The sequence below is a fragment of the Acinetobacter sp. Z1 genome (assembly GCF_024296945.1).
Lineage (GTDB): Bacteria > Pseudomonadota > Gammaproteobacteria > Pseudomonadales > Moraxellaceae > Acinetobacter > Acinetobacter beijerinckii.
The window spans coordinates 656,178-676,209 of sequence record NZ_CP101115.1; the positions used below are offsets into that span (position 1 = coordinate 656,178).

Annotated in this window: 18 protein-coding genes and 1 riboswitch; of the genes, 11 read left to right on the forward strand and 7 right to left on the reverse strand. The window is 39.3% G+C overall.

Annotation, left to right across the window (positions count from 1 at the left end):
• Positions 1-77: 77 nt before the first annotated feature.
• Positions 78-1,247 (reverse strand): acyl-CoA desaturase, encoded by a 1,170-nt coding sequence (locus NGC85_RS03140; RefSeq protein ID WP_254804803.1) that lies wholly within the window; start codon positions 1,245-1,247, stop codon positions 78-80.
• A gap of 210 nt (positions 1,248-1,457) precedes the next feature.
• On the opposite strand from NGC85_RS03140, the gene NGC85_RS03145 reads away from it, so the two are divergent.
• The gene (locus NGC85_RS03145) at positions 1,458-1,985 is read left to right on the forward strand and encodes an META domain-containing protein (protein ID WP_254804804.1); all 528 of its coding nucleotides are present in this window, start codon (positions 1,458-1,460) and stop codon (positions 1,983-1,985) included.
• 36 nt (positions 1,986-2,021) lie between these two features.
• On the opposite strand, the gene NGC85_RS03150 is transcribed toward NGC85_RS03145, so the two are convergent.
• The 3 genes from NGC85_RS03150 to NGC85_RS03160 all read right to left on the reverse strand — a co-directional run bounded on the left by NGC85_RS03150 (position 2,022) and on the right by NGC85_RS03160 (position 5,288).
• A complete protein-coding gene (locus NGC85_RS03150; protein WP_254804805.1) occupies positions 2,022-2,738 on the reverse strand; it encodes a glycerophosphodiester phosphodiesterase in 717 nt (238 codons plus the stop codon).
• A 22-nt stretch (positions 2,739-2,760) separates the two neighbouring features.
• On the reverse strand, positions 2,761-3,348 hold the full coding sequence (locus NGC85_RS03155; RefSeq protein WP_254804806.1) for a cob(I)yrinic acid a,c-diamide adenosyltransferase: 588 nt from the start codon (positions 3,346-3,348) through the stop codon (positions 2,761-2,763).
• Between the two features lie 95 nt (positions 3,349-3,443).
• Positions 3,444-5,288: a TonB-dependent siderophore receptor gene (locus tag NGC85_RS03160; protein WP_005061489.1), complete on the reverse strand. Its 1,845-nt coding sequence runs from the start codon at positions 5,286-5,288 to the stop codon at positions 3,444-3,446.
• Positions 5,289-5,324: 36 nt separating this feature from the next.
• Positions 5,325-5,538: riboswitch (cobalamin riboswitch) on the reverse strand.
• Positions 5,539-5,655: 117 nt separating this feature from the next.
• On the opposite strand from NGC85_RS03160, the gene NGC85_RS03165 reads away from it, so the two are divergent.
• From NGC85_RS03165 to NGC85_RS03180, 4 genes are all read left to right on the forward strand, one after another.
• Complete coding sequence (locus NGC85_RS03165; protein ID WP_254804807.1) at positions 5,656-6,315, forward strand: phosphoribosylanthranilate isomerase; 660 nt, start codon at positions 5,656-5,658, stop codon at positions 6,313-6,315.
• On the forward strand, positions 6,296-7,540 hold the full coding sequence (gene trpB, locus NGC85_RS03170; RefSeq protein ID WP_005055926.1) for a tryptophan synthase subunit beta: 1,245 nt from the start codon (positions 6,296-6,298) through the stop codon (positions 7,538-7,540). The genes NGC85_RS03165 and trpB overlap by 20 nt, the downstream gene beginning before the upstream one ends.
• Before the next feature lie 142 nt (positions 7,541-7,682).
• Positions 7,683-8,402, forward strand: coding sequence for a CPBP family intramembrane glutamic endopeptidase (locus NGC85_RS03175; protein WP_254804808.1), 720 nt, complete (start codon positions 7,683-7,685; stop codon positions 8,400-8,402).
• Between the two features lie 9 nt (positions 8,403-8,411).
• Complete coding sequence (locus tag NGC85_RS03180; protein WP_254804809.1) at positions 8,412-8,924, forward strand: DUF1543 domain-containing protein; 513 nt, start codon at positions 8,412-8,414, stop codon at positions 8,922-8,924.
• A gap of 64 nt (positions 8,925-8,988) precedes the next feature.
• On the opposite strand, the gene NGC85_RS03185 is transcribed toward NGC85_RS03180, so the two are convergent.
• A complete protein-coding gene (locus NGC85_RS03185) occupies positions 8,989-10,764 on the reverse strand; it encodes a 5'-nucleotidase C-terminal domain-containing protein (protein WP_254805537.1) in 1,776 nt (591 codons plus the stop codon).
• A 217-nt stretch (positions 10,765-10,981) separates the two neighbouring features.
• Between NGC85_RS03185 and NGC85_RS03190 the strand changes: the two genes are divergently transcribed.
• Complete coding sequence (locus NGC85_RS03190) at positions 10,982-11,977, forward strand: DUF2804 domain-containing protein (protein ID WP_254804810.1); 996 nt, start codon at positions 10,982-10,984, stop codon at positions 11,975-11,977.
• A 55-nt stretch (positions 11,978-12,032) separates the two neighbouring features.
• Here the strand turns inward: NGC85_RS03190 and NGC85_RS03195 are convergent, their stop codons facing one another.
• A complete protein-coding gene (locus NGC85_RS03195) occupies positions 12,033-12,908 on the reverse strand; it encodes a metal-dependent hydrolase (protein WP_254805538.1) in 876 nt (291 codons plus the stop codon).
• Between the two features lie 114 nt (positions 12,909-13,022).
• Between NGC85_RS03195 and NGC85_RS03200 the strand changes: the two genes are divergently transcribed.
• Positions 13,023-14,045, forward strand: coding sequence for an AraC family transcriptional regulator (locus tag NGC85_RS03200; protein ID WP_005055920.1), 1,023 nt, complete (start codon positions 13,023-13,025; stop codon positions 14,043-14,045).
• 335 nt (positions 14,046-14,380) lie between these two features.
• Here NGC85_RS03200 and NGC85_RS03205 read toward each other — a convergent pair whose 3' ends face one another.
• Entirely contained in the window at positions 14,381-15,712 is a 1,332-nt protein-coding gene (locus NGC85_RS03205; RefSeq protein ID WP_254804811.1) for a Na+/H+ antiporter NhaC family protein, read from the reverse strand.
• Positions 15,713-15,987: 275 nt separating this feature from the next.
• On the opposite strand from NGC85_RS03205, the gene trpA reads away from it, so the two are divergent.
• From trpA to NGC85_RS03225, 4 genes are read left to right on the forward strand one after another with little or no spacing between them, the layout of a single operon-like run.
• Positions 15,988-16,791: a tryptophan synthase subunit alpha gene (trpA, locus tag NGC85_RS03210; RefSeq protein ID WP_254804812.1), complete on the forward strand. Its 804-nt coding sequence runs from the start codon at positions 15,988-15,990 to the stop codon at positions 16,789-16,791.
• Positions 16,788-17,684 (forward strand): acetyl-CoA carboxylase, carboxyltransferase subunit beta, encoded by an 897-nt coding sequence (accD, locus tag NGC85_RS03215; protein ID WP_254804813.1) that lies wholly within the window; start codon positions 16,788-16,790, stop codon positions 17,682-17,684. The genes trpA and accD overlap by 4 nt, the downstream gene beginning before the upstream one ends.
• Positions 17,681-18,967 (forward strand): bifunctional tetrahydrofolate synthase/dihydrofolate synthase, encoded by a 1,287-nt coding sequence (gene folC, locus NGC85_RS03220; protein ID WP_254804814.1) that lies wholly within the window; start codon positions 17,681-17,683, stop codon positions 18,965-18,967. The genes accD and folC overlap by 4 nt, the downstream gene beginning before the upstream one ends.
• Positions 18,958-20,025 (forward strand): SPOR domain-containing protein, encoded by a 1,068-nt coding sequence (locus NGC85_RS03225; protein ID WP_254804815.1) that lies wholly within the window; start codon positions 18,958-18,960, stop codon positions 20,023-20,025. The genes folC and NGC85_RS03225 overlap by 10 nt, the downstream gene beginning before the upstream one ends.
• Positions 20,026-20,032: the final 7 nt, after the last annotated feature.

The window sequence follows — 20,032 nt, forward strand, 5'->3', positions numbered from 1 at the left end:
TGAGATAGGCACTAAAGCTATTCTAATAGGCATAAAAAATGGCCTCACTGAGAGACCATTTTGATTGAGTAAATTGATTACTCAGAAACAGGTGCTTTTTTGATATTGCGAACTAATGTTTCTAAACATTCACGGTGATGAGCCAAACGATGTTCAAGCAACTGGAAATCAACTTTAAGCTTATGATCCATTTGGTGAATCTTTTCAGCCATTGCTGCTTTCTTTGCTTGTAACTCTTGTTCTTTCAATTTAGCCCAATCATTTAAAGTATGTGTAAATGCTTCATATTCTTGCGCGATACGTTGTTTCATCTGCGCAATATCTGTATTTACATCATGACCATAAATCGCAAGGTCTTGTTCAGCATATTTAAACTTCATTGCAAGTTCAGCTTTTTGGATATTAAAGCTTGGAATGCGACGTAAGTTTTTTGCTAAACCAAGTTTAGAACTTGTCCAAATCAACCATTTTGTTGGGTCATATTGCCACCATTTCACGCCATTACGATAGTCGTATTGGAAAATATGGTGGTAGTTATGATAACCCTCACCCCAAGTGAGGATTGCTAAAACAAAATTATCACGCGCTGTGTTTTCATCAGTATATGGACGTTTGCCCCACATATGACAAAGTGAGTTAATGAAAAATGTCACATGATGGCTAATAAATAAACGAACTAGACCGCCAAGCAACAGTACGCCCCAAACATCACCTACAAGCCAACCGATTGGTAACAGGAGACCTACGTGTACGCCAATCACCATTGGAAGATAATATTTATGTTGAAACATCACGAGCTTGTCATTCAACAAGTCTGGTGCATTTTTATAGTTTGGTTCAGCCGCAGGGTAGTTACGTAACATCCAACCCATATGCGCATACCAAAAGCCATTATTGATAGAATAAGGATCTTGATCGACATCATCGACGTGGCGGTGATGTGTACGATGACCAGAAGCCCAAAACAAAATACTGTTTTGAACTGCAAATGTACCAGCAATCATCAGTAAGATTTTAAGTGGTAGAGCTGCTTCATAAGCACGATGTGCCCATAAACGATGATAGCCAGCGGTAATACCTAAACTGCTTACAGCCAGTAAGACGAACATGCTAATCCATGCGCCCATACTGAAGTCATGATGGTAGCTATAGATTGGAATCGTAATTAGCGCAATGATTGGTAAAAAAACCAATGCAAAAATTGCAATCCAATTAATGGGTGCTTTCTTGAGTGGGGCGGAATTCATATCCGTCAGCGCTCCTAATAATCTTGTTTGCACAAGATAATAAAACTAAACGAGATAGCAAAACCAATCATGACGATATATTGCTATTTTGTCTCGATATTAGCATGCTCATATAAATTAGCACTAGCATTATTCTACAGTTGTATCGAAAGAACAGTAACAAGATTCGTTTATTAAATTGGTCAATTCGTTAAAAGGTGAAATAAATCAATGTCTGAGCAAATTATCGTGAAAAATCCTATTTTTTCTTTCAGGACATTTTTTCACAAAACATTAATATTTCCTATACTTGTCGCACTCACAGCGTGTCAAAGTCAACCAACAACTGTACAGAAAAAAACATTACAACCAAAGCGGGTGAATCAAGTGCCTGCAATCCAAATACGTAAAAGTACAGATGGTGTACAGGATGTCGATTGGCAAATTACCATGATACAAAACAAACGTGCTTTATTCTTTAATCAATATCCAAGCTTCACGTTGCACTCCGTTGCTACAAGTGTTTCGGGTCATACGGGTTGCAATAATATTTATGGTCGATATAAATATGATTTCACACAGCGCAAACTGGATTTAGATGTAATGGCGGGGCATTTCAGTTGTAATAAAGCACTCGCACAAGAAGCAGATATTATGGATTCACTGCAACGCGTTGAACGGTTTCAATTTGATGGTACAAATTTATATTTACTCGATGCAAAAGGACAGCGTTTAATTCAAGCACAACGTAAAAAGTAAAATAAAAAAAGGCGGAATTTATTCCGCCTTTTAAGCTTACTTCAAATGCTGCAACATCGTGGTGGGTACATCGGTAATCAAACCTTGAATACCCAATTGTTGAAGATGCTTGGCACGTTCAACTTCATTCACAGTCCAAACACTGATATTCAAATTTGCTTGCTGAGTTAATTTGATGATTTCATCAGTTGCTAATTGATCTTTCCAGCCAATTTGACCGCAGCCGTATTGATGGGCAAGTTCTATGGCATATTCGCCAATCGGGATTTCAATCAATAAACCACGTTTAAAATGGCTTTGGTATTGCTGTAATGCAGCTAAAATCTTAATGTCAAAACTGGTAATTGTGGCGGCTTTTTCAAAACCTTTTAAATCTTGATGTAATTGAGTAATTAAACGCTCAGCCGCAGCTTCATCTGTAACGGCTTTAATCTCAACTTCTATATGTTCAAAATCAGTGATACATTCCAAAACATGCGGTAGACTAGGGGTGTACTCTTCAAATGCCCACGCCTTCCACTGATGTCGATGATCAAATTGTTGAGCTTCCAATAAATTACAGTTTTCTACCTGTTGTGAGCGACCAGCAGTACGAACAAAATCATCATCATGAATCACGACCAATTGGTCATCTTTAAGTTGGCGTACATCAAATTCAACCGCACGTATACCTAAATCGTGCAGATAACGAAAACCACCTAATGTATTTTCAGGCGCTTCGCCTCGTGCACCACGATGACCAATAATTCGCATTTTTGATTTACCCTAAAAATAATTATGCTTGATCAATACTATCATTAATGTTTTTTTGCCAAAGCACTTCGCTACCGCCTTCTGCACGTTGCAAAGCACGTGAGGCAACAAATAACCAGTCGGATAAACGGTTTAAGAGTTGTAATGCTGTAGCTTGAATATTTTGATCGCGATTATGCACTGATAATAATGCACGTTCAGCACGACGACAAACTGCACGCGCTTGATGTGCATAACTACATGCTAGGCTACCTGATGGTAAAATAAACTCTTTGAGCATGGGTAAAGATTCATTCATATGATCAATTTCTTTTTCGAGAAATTCGATACAAATCGGTTGGAGCAAATGATAGTTTGGAATGCAAACTTCACCGCCTAAATCAAATAACCAATGTTGAATTAAGCTTAAACTTTTATCCCAATCGGCTTTATTTTCAACTTTGCTTGAGCTGATTTGTGCTCTTAATACGCCAATTGTTGCATTGAGTTCATCCACATCACCTAATGCATTAATTCGTAAGTCATCTTTAGCGACACGTGAACCATCCCCAAGACCTGTTGTGCCCGAATCGCCTGTACGTGTATAGATTTTACTTAAACGATGTCCCATGAAACTGTCCTACAAATAAAAAGGGGATAATGTTGGTCAGAACATTACCCCGAAATTGGAGTTAAGAAAATATTTTTATTGTCTCGATTACTCGATTAGTAACGGAAAGTCACACCCGCAGAAGCTTGGCGACCAGTATTAATGTACCAATCATTCGAAGGGTAAGTATTTAATACCTCACGATACTCAACATCACCTACGTTTTGAATGTTAGTAAATACTTTTACATTTGGATTGATATTCCAATAAGCATTTAAATCTACGGTTGCATAGCCAGGTACTCGGGTCGTATTTGCTGTGTCTGCATAGGATTTAGCACGTGCGATTATTGATGCACTGATGCCATAAGTTGCATTTTCTAATCCTGTACTTACCGTTAAGGTCTGACGTGGACGATAAGCAATTTCTAGTTCAGTCGCTTTATTTTCCGTTTTCACATAAGCATATTGCGTTGATACAAATAAATCATCTTGATGCCATTTGATGCTAGCCTCACCACCTGTGAAATTTGCTTTCGCTATATTTTTATTTGTACCAGCATTATTTGTAATGAGATTTTTAATCTTTGTATGATAAACAGAAAGATTGGTGCTGATACTCGGTGTGATATCGTAATCAGAACCGATTTCATAAGAGGTGCTTTCTTCTGGAGCAAGGTTTTGATTGCCACCCCATTGTGAATAGAGTTCATTTAGTGTTGGTGCGCGGAATGCACTACCAATATTTGCATAAACACTTGCATTTTGCAGGAAATGATAACGAATTGCAGCTTGTCCAACTGTGTGATCGCCAAAACGTTCATTGTCTTCTAGACGTATACCTGCTTGCGTATCAAATTGTTCATTTTTAAATTGGTGTTGTAGGTAATAGCCTGTGCTATCTACACTCTGATCACCTTTTAGAATCGTGTTTGTTTTATAATTGGCATCCGTATATGTTGCACCAACTAAAATGTTTTGATTTGGTGTGAATTTCCACTTTAAGTTTAAATCTCCTTCGTTATTTTCAGTATCATAGCGCGAACCGTAAGAAGGTACATTTTGCTTGTCTTGCGCATTTGAATAACGTGCGTTTAAGATTAAGTCAGGTAAAATATTGAAGGCAACCTTCGCATTAATGACACGATTTTCAAATAGGCGTGGCGCTGTATTGGTAATATAGTCATTACTGAAAATACTGGTTCCCTTGTTTTCACTAATCGAAGCGGAAGCATCAATGGTATTTTCTTGATAGTAACCAACTTTGGCATGGTAGCCTTTTTGGTCATAACTGGCTTTTTCATTTTTAGCTTGGCTTTCAAAGATACGCGTACCATCACTTTCTAAGCGTTGACCACCGATTTGTGCATAAAAGCCTTGATCAGTCACTAAATTGGCATTTGCAATTGTTTTATAAGTATTATTTTCCCCATAAATGCCAGTTAAATCGGCACCTGTTTTTTCAGGTTTTTTTGAAATTAATTGGACAACACCACCAATGGCATCACTACCATATTGTACAGATGCAGGTCCTTTTAAGATTTCAACTTGTTGAACATTAGTTGTATCTAAAAATGCAGGGTAGAGTGGGGCAAGTTCATTTTGACTATTTAGGCGAGCACCATCTTTAAGAACTAAAGTGTGAACTGATTTAGCACCGCGAAGTGAAATCTCAGAAATTTGTCCTAAGCCACCACTTTGTTTTATATATACCGATGGATCACGTTGAATGATATCAGAGATATTTAATAAAGGGTTTTGTTCGATAGTCTTTTGATCAATCACTGTTAGACGTACAGGAACATTCTTTAACTTTTCTTCTGAACGAGATGCCGTTACAACAATTGTATCTAACGTTGCTGTTTTATCGTTTGATTGATCTTGAGCAAAAGAAGTTGAAGAAAACCCCATCGCAATAGCGATAGCACCAACTAAACGTGTCGGTTGAAAAATAGTAGACATGACGTCGCTCCATACATTCACCCGTCGTGAATGTTAATGTGGAAATGAACAACAAGCAGGTCTCCGGACTTCACTATATCATCACAATCGTGATGCTATTAATCATCTTCCCACATCATTCAGATGCAGTGATTTGGCGCTTAGCTAAGATTAATAATTCGGTGTTACCGTTGCGAGGGCAGTGTTGGATTTGCACCAACTTCCCTATAAGCAAAAGAATTTGCTTTAGACTTGTTGCGAGAATAGGCGAAGTATAATGTGTTAACATTTTTTAAACAATTGCATTTGAATATGAACTTTGCCCAAAGTCTGCCAAATTGCTTTACAATACGAGCGTTACAAATATTCATTTCAAATTGGACATCAAATGCGCCAAACACAATTGCGAACTCGTGCCAAAATTTGTGGAATTACTCGAACTCAAGATGTTGAGGCTGTTGTACAAGCAGGTGCGGATGCGATTGGATTTGTATTCTTTCCTCCAAGCCCACGTCATGTCAGTATTGAACAAGCGCAAATCTTGGCAAGCTTAGTACCCGCTTATGTTCAGTTGGTTGGTTTATTTGTAAATGCAAGCGCAGAAGAAATACAAACAGTGCTTGATTCAGTTCCTTTAGATGTATTACAACTGCATGGTGATGAAACACCTGAACAATGCCAACAGATTGCTGTGCAATGTAAACGTCGTTGGTACAAGGCTATTCAAGTTAAACCTGATTTAGATATTTTGACCGAAATTCAACGCTATCAAGCTGTGGGAGCCAGTGCAGTTCTACTTGATGCGTGGCATCCTGATTTAAAAGGTGGAACAGGTCATTATTTCGACTGGACTAAATTTCCAAAACTCGATGTTCCACTAATCTTGGCAGGGGGCTTAACCCCTGAAAATGTGAGTGAAGCTATTGATACTACAGCCGCTTTTGCTGTAGATGTCAGCGGAGGCGTAGAATCCGCAAAAGGTATAAAAGACCAACAACTCATTGAAAAATTTATGCAAGGAGTCCAACGTGGATCAGCAAAACCTTAGTCAACAAAATCAAGCGATTGACTACACCCAGTTTCCAGATGCCCAAGGGCATTTTGGTATTCATGGTGGGCGTTTTGTGTCAGAAACGCTTATGGCTGCACTTGAAGACTTAGAAAGTCTTTATGGTCGTATGAAAAATGATGCCCAGTTTTTGGCTGAGTTTGACCGTGATCTTGCGTTTTATGTTGGTCGTCCAAGTCCGCTTTATTATGCAGAACGATGGTCTCAGCACCTCGGCGGTGCGCAAATTTATCTGAAACGTGAAGACTTGAACCATACAGGTTCGCATAAGGTTAACAACACGATTGGTCAAGCGTTATTGGCTAAGCTATCAGGTAAAAAGCGTATCATCGCTGAAACAGGCGCGGGACAACATGGTGTTGCAACGGCAACCATTGCAGCACGTTTAGGTATGGAATGTGTGGTGTACATGGGGGCTGAAGATGTAAAACGTCAGGCGATGAATGTCTATCGCATGCGTTTACTAGGTGCCACGGTTGTTCCAGTGCAAAGCGGTTCAAAAACATTGAAAGATGCGATGAACGAAGCGATGCGCGATTGGGTCACAAATGTTGATACAACTTATTATGTGATTGGTACAGTTGCAGGACCGCATCCTTATCCGCAATTGGTTCGTGATTTCCAATCGATTATTGGTCGTGAAGCTCGTCAACAAATCCAAGAGCAAGCAGGACGTTTGCCAGATGCATTAGTGGCTTGTGTCGGGGGCGGTTCAAATGCAATGGGCTTGTTCTATCCATTCTTGAATGACCAAGATGTGAAAATGTATGGTGTTGAAGCAGCTGGTTATGGTATTGAAACAGGTAAACACTCTGCGCCATTAAATGCTGGGCATGTTGGCGTTCTACATGGAAACCGTACATATCTTATGTCTGATGAGCAAGGTCAGATTATTGAAACACATAGTATTTCAGCAGGTTTAGACTATCCTGGTGTTGGTCCAGAGCATAGTTTCTTGAAAGATATGCATCGTGTTGAATATGTGCCAATCAAAGATGACGAAGCCTTACAGGGTTTCCGTGATTTAACTCAGATTGAAGGCATTATTCCTGCGCTTGAAAGTTCACATGCGATGGCATATGTCACGAAACTGGCGCCGACGATGTCGAAAGATCAAATCATTATTGCAACAGTTTCAGGTCGTGGAGATAAAGACTTGATGACGGTTGCACGTATCGATGGTGTTGAAATGGTTGAGATGTAATTCAGCTTATTCGATCAATAACTAAGCCTCTTTTATAGAGGCTTTTTTATGTTTGGAAAATGAACGGATTCTACAAAAATCACATGGAAATCATGATTTAAAACAGACAAATTTTGATAAAAATAAGTGGTTGTATTTTAGTATGCGTTTTTTACAGCAAGTTAGAGCTGAACATTTTCCCGAAAAAATCGTATGGGGATGGAAAGACACATTTGCGATTTTGATCATTCCTTTAATTATTTTAAATGGTTTTATTTTAGAAGGAATATTTGGCAGCTTAATCGCTGTGAGTTTGGGTGATACTGTTTTAAGGGCGTTGCTATTTATTTTAGTGTGTTTTTTATATAAAGATATGCTGTTTGTTCATTGGATTAAGTTTAGACAGGCATTTTGGCGTTCTAGTTTATTGGTAGTGATAGGAGCAGTGCTATTACAAGTAGTGATTTCACTCACACGCCAACTTTTGCCTGTCGGGCAAAGCACGGAAGAAAAAAGCTTTATCGACCCTGAACATATTCCTTTTATCAGTTTGTTGATGATTAGTTTGGGTCCATTATTTACCGCACTTTTAGAAGATATTGTCTTTCGTTATACCTTATTGCAAAAGTTGTTTATTCAACCCTTGTTATGGCGCATCATACTGATTATCTTGAACTCTATTTTGTTTGGTTTGATTCATTATCATAATTTTGATGGTAATTTGATTGCGACAATCAGCTTTATGAGTGCAGGTTTATTTCTAAATCTGATCTATTTATGGACACGTAATATTTGGCATGTGTTGATGATTCATTTCTTGAATAATGCATTGTTATCAGTGGGTGGAATTGTATTATTAAAACTTCTTCAATCATTTACATAGTGATTCAATATGCCAAATTTGTTTATGGTGATGTTAGGTGGGCGACACGCAAAAGCCAATACCGAAGTGCATGATGTGGTGATGGCGATTGGTCATGATTTGCAAGAGATTATTCCTCAACTAAAACAAGCTTGGTTTGGTGAATCAAAAGGTTTACATATTGATGCTTGGGCACAGTTTTCTGGTGTTCAATCTGAAGGGATTAATTATCAAATCCAGTTTTCAGATGCAGCACCTTCAGCAACTGACCAAAAGTTATATTTGATTAATCTGGGTGGATATAGCTCGGAAGTATTTGGTGAATTACATCGCTATCATTTAGTTGTTGCACCAAATGCGATGACTGCAAAACAGTTCGCTAAACAATTAATAAAGCAAGCTTGGCATAAACCACATATTGATCGCATTATGGATGTTGATGACTGTATTCCAATTGATCATATCGCGGGGCGGTATATTCATTTAGTGCAGGGCGAGTTTAATCCTACAATTTGGGAAAACACCTATCTGACTTTAACCTAATGTTTTATCCAAAATAAAACAGGGAAACATTTATGTTTCCCTGTTCGTGTAAGTCCAAATCAAATCAAGGAAGCACTTTAATGCGTTCAGTTTTAGGTGCGGTTAAAGGCGAGTTCTGTGAAACATACTTTTCTAATGCATCAATATCCTGACCACCACCGATTGGATTTTTTCCTTGTTTTAACACGGTAAAGTTATCGCCACCATCAGCAAGGAAACTATTGACGGTGACTCGATAGACCTTAGTGTCATCTAAAGCTTGTCCTGCAATCAGAATATTACTGGCGCGTGGTGAAGCAGTGGTGTCTTTTTTATATGAATAACTAAACTCTTTTGATGGTTGTAAAATACGAACCGTTGCTGCATTTGCTCCAGACCATTGTTGTTCTAAAACGTCACGGATTTGTTTACCTGTAAGACTAATCGTCACGATAGAATTACCAAAAGGTTGTACGGTAAATACATCACCAAAGGTAATCTGCTTATTGCTATCGACCTGTAAGTCGGCGCGAACACCACCTGGATTCATCAAAGTGAAATCAGATCCTTGATTACTTGCTGTCAATGCCATCGCTTGTTGCGCGTCCGCAATTAAAATACCGAGTGCACTTTCGCCACTTTCTGTTGCATTACGATTAATTACACCTGTAGCAGTTCCAACGACTCGTGCTGAAATGGTATTAACGGCTTGGCGATATTTATCTAATATTGCTTCTATACTTGGGGTTTTATTAAATTTCTCATATAAATCAGTCAAATTTACCGTTGCGGTACCAGACGTATAAGCTTCACTTTGAATCGGAACTTGTTTGGCATCCTTTTTAATTACATCACCTGTTTTGCCGTCCAATTCGAGTTGAATGTTGGTAATGGCAGTACCGTACTGCCCCGCAGAGGTCAGCAAAAATGGCTTTTGTGGATTCTTGGTCGAATAATCACAAATATAAGATTGATGCGTATGACCAGAAACAACTACATCAACAGCGTTATCTAAGCGATCTAAAATGCCTGTTAATGGTCCGCTTAGACCATCACACGTTTTCTTATTAAATTTGGTACTTGGTGCAACACCTTCGTGTACCACCACCACAATCGCTTCAATGCCTTGTTTTTTTAACTCAGGAATCAAGGCATTCACGGTATCGGCTTCATCATGGAATTCAACATCTTTAATACCTGCTGCAGACACGATACTTGGAGTTGCTTCAAGAGTCATACCAATAAATGCGACTGGAATACCTCCATAAGTTTTAACTTTATATGCAGAAAAAAGAGTTTTTTTAGGGTCTGCCTTTAAGGAAACATTTGCAGCCAAGAAGTTAAATTTTGCCCCAGAAAATTCTTTATTAATTTGACATGGCTGTGTGCTGGTATATTGCTGACAACCACCATTCTGCAAACGACGAAGTTCATCTGTACCACGATCAAATTCATGATTACCAACAGCATTAAAGTCAATCTGAATATCATTCATGGCTTCAATGGTCGGTTCGTCCAAAAATAACGATGACGTGAGTGGTGATGCACTAATCAAGTCACCTGCTGACACAACGGCATTATTTGGATACTGAGCACGTAGTTTTTTTATTGCATCGGCAAAATAGCTAACACCACCTGCGGGAATACGAACATTCTTGGAATTGTCTGTTGGATCTTCTGCTTCAATAAAGCGTTTAGGCGGTTCTAAATTACCGTGAAAGTCATTGAATGCAAGGATGTTGATATTTTGATTTTTGCGTTCAACTGTTGGCGTTCCGTTATTATCATCATCGTCATTACATGCTGTTAAAGCCAGCATCATCATACAGAGCAGTTTTGCTTTTAGTAGTTTTTGATTCATCATGGTTTTTGATCAAGTGGTATAAGATTGTTTTTTAAAATAAAACCTCTGTGTGAATATTTGATGAAAAAATGAACTTTAATAGAAATTTGAAATGTTTTTTAAGCATGGAACATGATGAAAATCGATCAATTATAAATACAAAATTAGTAGTAAATTTGATCACTTACAGTCTATTATTGGCAAAGATGCGACCGAGCAATCATGGAAATAAACAATGGATTTGATACAAGCCAATGGTCAACCTCGTTATGGACGTTTTGACCAGATCCCTTCACGAATAAATCTTGATGATTATATTTATAAAACACCTTATGGTCAGATTCTGAAAGGTTGGCGTAAACAGCTTAAATATAAGAAATTTAAATTCTGTGGTTTACAGCATGAACATTACAGCATTGGTATTGCGATTGTCGATTTGTCGTGGGCAGGGCACGGTTTTTTTTATGTCTATGATCATCAAACGCAGAAAGTGATTGAGTGGAATGCGATTCAGCCGCTTGCTCTAAAAACTCAACTCGATGAGCAGCCTTTATTTAGTCAAAGCTATTTTAAAAAATCAGCTTATAAATTTGATATACAGCATGCGAATGGTGTGCGTTATATTCAAGTGACTAAACATGGTGAGATAAAACTCAAAGCTCGTATTTTCTGCGCAGGGACTGATGCACTCAGTTTATGTAGCCCAACAGGGATCAATGGTTGGACGTATACGCAAAAACAAACCACGTTGGCTGTAGAAGGATTTTTTATTAATCCTGATAAACAACAGGTTGAGTTTAATGCTCAAAGCCTTGCTGCATTAGATGATACCTGTGGGTTTCTACGACCTGAAACGGCTTGGTTTTGGTTGTCTTGTCAGTTTCGTGATGCAAATGATCGCCGTATTGGTTTGAATCTCGCATCTGGAGTTAATGAGAGTTTTGGCAATGAAAATGCGTTGTGGGTTGATGGGCGTTTGTACCCACTCACCGATATTTTATTTGAACAGAAAGATGCTAATACTTGGTCAATTCGTTCTTTGGGTGGATGTTTAAACTTAGTGGTAGAAACAGGTTGGTGTCGTTTTGAAAATATTAATCTACGACTGATTGGCAGCCAGTTCAATCAATGGCAAGCCAAAGTCAGAGGTACGATTGCAAATGACCAAGTCGAATTAGTGTCATTAGATAATGAATATGGTTTGTTAGAACAGCATTATGCGAAGTGGTGAGAATGACAGAAAAAATCCCCCTAAATTCAAAGGGGAATTTTTTATGAGACGTGAATTAAAGCCCCGCTTGCCAAAAAGCTTCACCCGCAGCAATTGGATCATTGGTCTTGGCCAAAGTATCAATCCAGACATCGTATTGGCGAATAACAGGATGTTGATTTGGATGGAAATCTTTTTTAAACCAGTCACTGTATTGAGATCTTTTCGCAGTCAAAATACCGTTACGACCAAAGAACCAAGGCAAACCCTTGCGTGCCATATCAAAACGTTGTCTTAAACTAAAGCCATCCGTTTTAAGCATCACATCAGTACGATACAAGGTAAAACCAAACATCATCACTGTTGTGAACACCAAGGCAAAGCGACGGGTTGCTTCGGGCACTTCACCCACTTCTCGCATCACATCAAAAGCAACATCACGATGTTCCATTTCTTCAATTGCATGCCAAGCAAATAATGCGCGTACAAAAGGATCGGCTTCCACTAAAGTTTCTTTTTTACTATAGAAGGTATCTGCCATTAACGCAGTTAAATGCTCTGCGGCTGCGGTCATAGCGATGTTGTATTGAGCTGAACGATTTTTCAATTCAAATCTAAAAATCTTTTTCAACCGAGCAGTGAACTGATCAACTGGCATACCTTGATCTTTCATGATTTGGTTCATCTTATCGTGAGCCATACCATGTTGAGCTTCTTGGCGGATGAAATCTGCAACACGTTCCTGCAAGTCTGGATCATCAATTTTGTCACGGAATAAACGCACACATTCAATAAAATAGCGCTCACCATCAGGAAAAGTCAGGCTCAATGCATCAAACATACGGGTACGAAATGGATCGCCACCAAACCAAAAACGGGGTGCTTGATCTAAATGAAAGTCTAGCTTTGTTCTTACAACGGGTTCAACTTGATAGGAAACATGTGCATTCATTTTTGCTATTACTTGTCTTTTCATGAACTCAGTATGAGAAAACTCCGATGAAATGTTTTGACAGTTACAGCCAATTTTTATACAAATAACGACAGATCAGGATGAGATCGGTATATGTCAGTCAAAATTATCATTGGATATTTGCGATTATTTAATCGTGTTTTACAACAAGAACAAATTGATTTGTCTAAAGTTGTCGCGCCTGAACTTTGGCAGGCTTTTCAAGCTTGCTTGGAAAATCCAGATGAAAGAGACTTTGATGTGGAGCGCTATGCTTTATTGTTACAAGCTGCTCAGCCGCATTTCACACGTCCGATCACATTAGTTTTAGCTGAACATGCCAATTTGCAAGATTTAGGTTTAATGGGTTATTTGGCATCAACCAGTATTGATCTACAACAAGCCTTACAATTATTACAACGCTATTATTCTTTGGTATTTAAGCAAACCAATTTAGAACAGCTCGATGTGCAGCAATTTTCTGAATATATTCAAATTGTGTGGAGTGCATCTTATAGCGATTTTCGGGAAATGTATGAATTAAACCTCGCGTTGATTTTTAAAATTTCTCAATCGATTGTCCAAGATGCGTTGGTTCCGCCGCAGATGATTCAGTTTGGATACATGCCACATACTGCTTTATATCATTTTGAAAAATTTTATGGTTGTCCGATTCAAGTTCAAGCAGGGCAGTATGCGATTCGTTTTTCTAATCAAATTTTAAAAGCGAAAAGTATCGCCGCTGATCAGCAATTAAACCATGTACTCTCTACCCAAGCCCAGCAATCCTTAAACAGCATTACTTCTTTTGAGATTCAGCAACAACAATTCCGTCAAAAAATACAGACGCATATCGAGCAAGGTCTTTTGCAGCAAGAAGAAGTATTACTGAGTTATGTCGCAAAACGTTTGCATTGTTCTGAACGAACATTACAACGACAACTCAAAACCTATCAGCTCAATTTTCAAGATATTTTAGATCAGTACAGATTAGAGCAAAGTAAATTGTATTTGCAGCAAGGAAAATCTTTTTCTGAGATTGCGGAACGTCTGGATTATGCAGATCAGAGTGCGTTTGGACGGGCTTTTAAACGTTGGACAGGAGTTACTCCCAAACAGTTTTTAAAATCACTTTAGATTTTAAATGAATCTTTCCACTGGGCGTAAGTCTTATTTAAATAGAAATTTTCTCAACAGAGTCTTGCTGTATTTTCACCTAATTATTGGATAAGCCACTACGTCTTGCACTTCAGTTGAAATATATTTCAACTTTGTTCAGGTTCGACCTGAGAAGCGTTTAAAGCTTCGCAAGTGTTTTGGCAAAAGTAGGCAAAACCATTGTCATTCACATGAGGAGCGATTGAAGCTCCGCAAGGTTCACTTCCTCGTTCTTGCGCTTCACCAAAGCTTCAGTCGCTTTGGCTTGCTCAGGTTGTGAATGACATTTCCGAGTCTCTTATTTCGCACAGGATTTAACATGTTTTGAGGCGTGGATAATGAAAGACAATGGCGAGCACGGCGCAAACAGCAAGAATCCAGCAATAATAAATATTACCAATCAACTCAACTGGAGAGAGTTTGGCAATCGAGCAAGCAAGCAATAATTGCGCACCATAGGGAATAATACCTTGAATCACACACGAAAAAATGTCGAGCAGAGCGGCACTACGCTTAGGATCAACACCATATTCTCTCGCCACTTCACGTGCCATATCACCCGATAAAATAATCGCGACGGTATTATTCGCCACAAATAGATTTGAGAATACAACCAGAAAACTGATACCCAACTCACCAGCGCGTTGTTTACCGAATTTAAATAGGCGAGTTAATGAATAGATACGTTGAATTAACCATTGTAGTCCGCCTTCTTTTTGCATCAGCGTGGACAGTCCACCAAGCAACATGGAAAGTAATGCCACCTCAAACATGCCAACAAAGCCATCATAAATAGAGCTGTTTAACTTTAATAAATCAAATTCAGGTTTTTCAATGAGTCCAATAACACCTGAGAGAATGATGCCAATCATCAATACAGCAAGGACATGCAAGCGGGTAAAGGCGAGAAAAAATACCGCAAGATAAGGCAAAATCAACCAAATATCGTAGGGTTTTGATTGAATCGCTTCAGCCTGATGGCTCATAAAAATATAAAGCACGAGTGTCATGATCGCAGCGGGTAATGCGATCCAAATATTAACTCTAAATTTATCTCTGAGTTCTACATTTTGACTTCGTGTAGCAGCAATGGTGGTATCCGAAATCATCGATAGATTGTCACCAAACATAGCACCACCAACTACAGCACCAATCGCATAAATTGGAGCAATTTCTGTGGCTTGAGCAAAACCAAAAGCGATTGGGGCACAGGCGGCAATGGTACCCATTGAGGTTCCCATGGCTGTTGCAATAAATGCTGCAATAATAAATAGCATTGGCAACACAAATTCAGCTGAAATGAGTGAAAGCCCAAGTTGAACGGTGGCATCTACACTACCAATCGTACTTGAAACACTTGCAAATGCACCTGCCAACATGAATACCATAAACATCAAAATCAAATTTGGATGACTAGCACCTTGTAAAAACTCTTCGATTGCAACATTCAGTTTCTGTTTATAGAGTAGTAATGCCAAAATCACGGCAGGGATTGCAGCAACGGGCGCTTTGACTTGATAGAAGGCAAATTCTGTCCCAATCATTGAATGATAAAGACCACTCCCGAGAAAGATGATCAAAAATACCAATAGCGGTAACAAAGCAAGGGCATTGCTTTGTACTTTTTCCTGAGCGTGGGCAGACATAGAATTAAAAAGAAAATTTAGAAATTGTGGCTAGTATAAAGGAGCTGAGCCTATTTCTAAAATGCAAGAACATTCATTAGAAATTAGGAAGCTTTGATCATTGAGAAAAAACCTAAAATATAGATAAATGTAATAAGGCAGTTGTAAGTAGAAACATTCACTGTTGCAATCACGTCAAACTCTGTTCAATGAACAAAAAATAGCGTTACAATGCAGTGTTATTGTATGACTACAAACAACTCCTTAATTTATATAAATCAGGAAAGCATAATCCTATGTCACGTCTTGCCACTCGTTTTGAACAGCTTAAATCTCAGCAACGTAAAGCGCTTGTTTCTTATGTAATGGCAGGTGATCCGCATCCACAGGTAACAGTTCCATTACTTCACCAAATGGTTGAAGCTGGCGTTGATGTCGTCGAGTTGGGACTCCCATTCTCTGACCCAATGGCAGATGGTCCAGTGATTGCTTTAGCTGCTGAACGTGCGTTAGCAGGTGGAACAAGTACGCTTGATGCATTGAATATGGTGAAAGAATTTCGTCAAAAAGATCAAACAACACCTGTTGTCTTAATGGGATATTTGAATCCTGTTGAAGTGATTGGGTATGAAAAGTTTGTTGCTTATGCGAAAGACTGTGGTGTTGATGGGGTACTTTTGGTGGACTTACCCCCTGAAGAAGCTAAACAATTTGGTGAAGTCTTAAAACAAAATAAGATGGATCAAATTTTCTTGCTTGCACCAACTTCAACAGACCAGCGTATTCAACATGTGGTAAATCAAGCCAGTGGTTTCGTTTATTACGTGTCACTAAAAGGTGTGACAGGTGCTGCAACTCTAGATACCTCTGAAGCAGCAGCTCGTATTGCTAAAATTAAGACCATGACTGACGTACCTGTCGGTGTAGGTTTTGGAATTAGTGATGCTGCATCTGCAAAAGCGATGGGTCAAGTTGCTGATGCCGTTATCGTAGGAAGTGCTTTCGTTAAATCTTTTGCGACATTGCCAGCCGATGAAGCTGCGCAACAGACGGTGAATAAAGTCAAGGAGCTTCGAGCTGCGCTCGATGAGTTAGTATGAGTCAAGAGTTAACAACAGGGAAGATTCTAAGCCCTTCAACGCCTTGGACTGAGCGTCAAGTACCGAGCATTCAGGTTGCGAATCAGCAGCAAATATTTAAATCGACTTTTACTGAGCCGACAATCGAATGCCCTGAATGCCATGCATTAGTGACACGTACAGCCATGTCTTTTAATGCTTATGTGTGTCCACAGTGCGATGAGCATTTACGTATGCGCGCACGTGATCGTTTGAACTGGTTCTTTGATCAAGTGAATGTTGAGTTAGGACAAGAATTTAGTGCTAAAGATCCATTAAAATTTGTTGATAGCAAACCATATCCTGAACGTATGCGCGAAGCTCAAGACAAAACTGGCGAAACTGAAGCATTGGTTGTAATGCAAGGTTCTTTAAAAGGTTTGGACTTGGTGGCTTGTGCCTTTGACTTTGATTTCATGGGCGGTTCAATGGGTACAGTTGTGGGTGACCGCTTTGTACAAGCTGCTGAACGTGCAATTGAACTTCATCAACCTATGATTTGTTTTGCTGCTTCTGGTGGCGCACGTATGCAAGAAGGCATGTTGTCTTTAATGCAGATGGCACGTACAGCGGCTGCGATTCAAAAAATGAAAGAAGCACGTGTTCCATATGTTGTGGTATTAACACACCCTGTTTACGGTGGCGTAACGGCTTCATTAGCAATGTTAGGTGATGTACATATTGCTGAACCTAAAGCGATGATTGGATTTGCGGGCAAGCGCGTGATTGAGCAAACGGTTCGTGAAAAGCTCGAAGAACCATTCCAACGTGCAGAATATTTGCTTGATCATGGTGTGGTCGATCAAATTGTTCATCGTCATGCATTACGTGATACTGTATATAGACTCGTGGCTAAACTGATGAACTTACCTTGAAACCCGACGCTCCACATTCAACAGATACATTAACAACATGGCTCGATTATTGGGGCCATGTTCACGTTACAGGCATTGATTTAGGTTTAGAGCGCGTTATTCCTGTCGCTGAAAAGTTAGGCGTAATGCAACCGAAGGCAAAGGTTTTTACTGTGGCGGGTACCAATGGTAAAGGCTCAACCACAACCGCTTTAGCTGCAATTTTAAATGCTCAAGGCTACAACGTTGGTTTATACCAATCACCGCATATCTATCGTTTCAATGAGCGTGTAAAACTTGCAGGTTTGGAAGTTGATGATCAAAGTTTGGTTGATGCATTTGTCATGGTCGATCAAGCGCGCCGTGAATGTGGATTAAGTCTATCTTTTTTTGAAGCAACCACTTTGGCTGCTTTTGTTATTTTTAAGTTAAAACAATGTGATGTTTGGGTACTTGAGGTTGGTCTTGGTGGTCGCCTTGATGTTGTCAATGTGATTGACCCTGATATTGCGGTAATTACCAATATTGGGCTAGATCATGTTGATTGGTTAGGGGATACCATTGAAAAAATTGCTTACGAAAAAGCAGGCATCATTCGTCCTCATATCCCTGTGATTTTTGCTGGGCAACAACTGTTACCTCAAGCGATTCAAAACAAGGTGAATGAAACACAATCCCAGTTATATGCTTTAAACCGTGATTATTTTTATCAGCTCAATGATGATGGTCAAACATGGTCATTTGCATCTTCTGGCACAACTTTAAAGCTCCCTACAGGGCAGCTAGCTTTAGATAATATTTCGACTGCTGTTGCTGCTGTTTTAGCAAGTGGTGTGGATATTTCTCAAGGAGCGATTGTCTCGGGTATTCAACAAGCTCGTTTGCAAGGTCGTTTTGAAATACGGCACATTCAAGATAAAACCGTCATTTTTGATGCAGGTCATAATCCGCATGGCGTCGAATTTTTATTGAATCAGTTGCGAAAATTCTTAAAATACAATAAACAGTACACAGATGTTGTCGCAGTATTTTCAATGCTGGCAGATAAAGATATTTCGTCTGTCACCGATTTACTAAAAACAACAGTAAAAGATTGGTTTATTGCTACCTTAGATGTGCCAAGAGCCGCACCAATGCAACAGTTGCAACAAGCTTTGCAAGGGCAGCAGGTACATGAGTTTGGTAATATCCAGCAAGCTTTTGAAACTGTGCTGAATAAATGTAATAACAATCAGCTGATTTTAGTCTGTGGTTCGTTTCATACTTTAGAAGCGGTCTGGGAGTATTTAGAAGAATGTCAATGAATAACAAACAACGTTGGATGGGTGGCGTTGTTTTATTAGGAGGTGGTGTGTTATTGGCTGCATTACTCCTTAAAGGTAATGAAGAAATCGAGCAAGATAATACACAAGCGACTATTACGCATCCTATTCCCAAAACGCAATCGACTCCTAAAACTGCTCAACCAGCGCAAGATGGCGAAATGGTTTCGCTACAACCATTGGCTGTTGATGTTGAAACAGAAAAACGGTTACTTGAAGAACAACGCCGTTCACGTGAAAAAGCTGTTGCAGAGCAAGAAGCGCGTGCTGCTGATTTTTTAAAGATGCAACAAGAAGCTGAAGCTGCTGCTGCACGAAAGGCAGCTGAAGAATATGCAGCGATTAACGCACGTCGAAACGCTGCACAGGAAAGTTCAGATAATATTCCGCCTGAATTAAATGAAGATGATAAAGCGAAAGCACAACGTCTAGCCGAAGAAAAAAGAAAGGTCGATGAAAAGAAAAAAGCTGAACAGCTCAAGTCAGATCAGCAAAAATCAGATGCTGAAAAGAAATTAGCGGAAGAAAAACGTAAGGCTGAAGCTGATAAGAAAGCTGCGGAAGAAAAAAGCAAAGCTGAAGCGGACAAGAAAACTGCTGAAGAAAAACGCAAAGCTGATGCAGACAAGAAAGCTGCCGAAGAAAAACGCAAAGCTGAAGCAGATAAGAAAGCTGCTGAAGAAAAGCGTAAGGCTGAAGCAGAGAAAAAAGCTGCAGATGAGAAAAAACGTAAAGCTGAAGCAGATAAAAAAGCTGAGGCTGAGAAAGCTCGTGAGTTGATGGAAAATGGTGATAAAAAGTGGATGGTGCAAGTTGCATTAGCAGCAAATCAAGCCAATGCTGATGCAGTAGTGTCTAAATTACGAGCGAAAGGCTATAAAGTGACAACTAGCCCAACCTCTAAAGGTATCCGTATCATGGTTGGACCATCGAAAGATAGAGATACTGCTGACGCAGCGCGTAAAAAAATCACCTCAGATGAAAGTTTAGGTATGAAATCGGCTTGGGTAATTGATTGGGTTCCACTTGATCAGAGATAAATAGTCA

Excerpts from the sequence above, each read along its gene's own strand:
- NGC85_RS03180 (WP_254804809.1), top strand. The coding sequence starts at position 8,412 with ATGCCAAATTTGTTTATGGTGATGTTAGGTGGGCGACACGCAAAAGCC.
- NGC85_RS03225 (WP_254804815.1), top strand. The coding sequence starts at position 18,958 with ATGTCAATGAATAACAAACAACGTTGGATGGGTGGCGTTGTTTTATTA.
- NGC85_RS03205 (WP_254804811.1), bottom strand. The coding sequence starts at position 15,712 with ATGTCTGCCCACGCTCAGGAAAAAGTACAAAGCAATGCCCTTGCTTTG.
- NGC85_RS03165 (WP_254804807.1), top strand. The coding sequence starts at position 5,656 with ATGCGCCAAACACAATTGCGAACTCGTGCCAAAATTTGTGGAATTACT.
- NGC85_RS03155 (WP_254804806.1), bottom strand. The coding sequence starts at position 3,348 with ATGGGACATCGTTTAAGTAAAATCTATACACGTACAGGCGATTCGGGC.
- NGC85_RS03140 (WP_254804803.1), bottom strand. The coding sequence starts at position 1,247 with ATGAATTCCGCCCCACTCAAGAAAGCACCCATTAATTGGATTGCAATT.
- NGC85_RS03160 (WP_005061489.1), bottom strand. The coding sequence starts at position 5,288 with ATGTCTACTATTTTTCAACCGACACGTTTAGTTGGTGCTATCGCTATT.
- NGC85_RS03190 (WP_254804810.1), top strand. The coding sequence starts at position 10,982 with ATGGATTTGATACAAGCCAATGGTCAACCTCGTTATGGACGTTTTGAC.
- trpA (WP_254804812.1), top strand. The coding sequence starts at position 15,988 with ATGTCACGTCTTGCCACTCGTTTTGAACAGCTTAAATCTCAGCAACGT.
- NGC85_RS03175 (WP_254804808.1), top strand. The coding sequence starts at position 7,683 with ATGCGTTTTTTACAGCAAGTTAGAGCTGAACATTTTCCCGAAAAAATC.
- NGC85_RS03200 (WP_005055920.1), top strand. The coding sequence starts at position 13,023 with ATGTCAGTCAAAATTATCATTGGATATTTGCGATTATTTAATCGTGTT.
- accD (WP_254804813.1), top strand. The coding sequence starts at position 16,788 with ATGAGTCAAGAGTTAACAACAGGGAAGATTCTAAGCCCTTCAACGCCT.
- NGC85_RS03195 (WP_254805538.1), bottom strand. The coding sequence starts at position 12,908 with ATGAATGCACATGTTTCCTATCAAGTTGAACCCGTTGTAAGAACAAAG.
- NGC85_RS03145 (WP_254804804.1), top strand. The coding sequence starts at position 1,458 with ATGTCTGAGCAAATTATCGTGAAAAATCCTATTTTTTCTTTCAGGACA.
- NGC85_RS03185 (WP_254805537.1), bottom strand. The coding sequence starts at position 10,764 with ATGAATCAAAAACTACTAAAAGCAAAACTGCTCTGTATGATGATGCTG.
- NGC85_RS03150 (WP_254804805.1), bottom strand. The coding sequence starts at position 2,738 with ATGCGAATTATTGGTCATCGTGGTGCACGAGGCGAAGCGCCTGAAAAT.